Origin of the sequence: Pseudomonas juntendi, from assembly GCF_009932375.1 — a bacterium.
In the GTDB taxonomy this organism is placed as follows: Bacteria; Pseudomonadota; Gammaproteobacteria; order Pseudomonadales; family Pseudomonadaceae; genus Aquipseudomonas; species Aquipseudomonas juntendi.
Window position 1 is genome coordinate 1 of the sequence record NZ_BLJG01000270.1, and the last position, 959, is coordinate 959.

At 59.9% G+C, this 959-nt stretch carries 1 protein-coding gene; it reads left to right on the forward strand.

Going from position 1 to position 959, the window contains the following annotated elements:
• The coding region (gene istB / locus GYA94_RS24240; protein WP_161893254.1) for an IS21-like element ISPst3 family helper ATPase IstB at positions 1-765 on the forward strand (765 nt) is incomplete at its 5' end.
• Positions 766-959 lie beyond the last annotated feature (194 nt).

Consider the following 959-nt stretch of genomic DNA (forward strand, 5'->3'; position numbering starts at 1 on the left):
CACGGCATGGCCACGGCCTGGGCGGAGTTAACTGCACAGGGTGAGTCGAACACAGCCTCGTCCAAGTGGCTGCTCGAACACCTGCTGGAACAAGAGCACACAGATCGCGCCATGCGCTCGGTGAGCCACCAGATGAACATGGCCAAGCTGCCGATGCACCGCGATCTGGCCGGCTTCGACTTCAGCGCCTCCAGCGCCGACGCTCGCTTGATCAGCGAGCTGGCCAATCTGAGCTTTACCGACACCGCGCAGAACGTGGTGCTGATCGGCGGCCCAGGCACCGGCAAAACCCACCTGGCCACCGCACTGGCCGTGTCCGGCATCACCCGGCATGGCAAGCGCGTGCGCTTCTACTCCACGGTCGATCTGGTCAATCTTCTGGAGCGCGAAAAACACGACGGCAAAGCCGGGCGGATCGCCCAGGCACTGCTACGCATGGATCTGGTCATCCTCGACGAGCTGGGGTATCTGCCCTTCAGTCAGGCCGGTGGCGCGCTGTTATTTCACCTGCTGTCCAAGCTGTACGAGCACACCAGCGTGGTGATCACCACCAACCTGAGCTTTGCCGAATGGTCGAGCGTGTTCGGCGACGCCAAGATGACCACAGCCTTGCTGGATCGGCTTACGCACCACTGCCACATCGTCGAAACCGGTAACGAGTCCTATCGCCTGCAACACAGCAGCTTGGCGGCCCAGGCCAAGATCAAATCACGGGAGCGAAAGCGTAAGGGCGGCCAGGAACCGGAGGACGATGAGCCGTTCTGATTTCATGGTGACGATGGCCTGCTGCATGGCTGCATGTGGCAGGTCTTCAACAGCTGAACTGGGCTAACGAAGGAGTGGGTTCAAAAGCAGCTGCGCTGGTAGACTTATCCACAGTTGCTGGTAACAAAATCAGCAATCCGCTCTGGGTCAAATTTCAATCGGCAGGGTGGGTCAATTTTCCATCAGCGCCAACA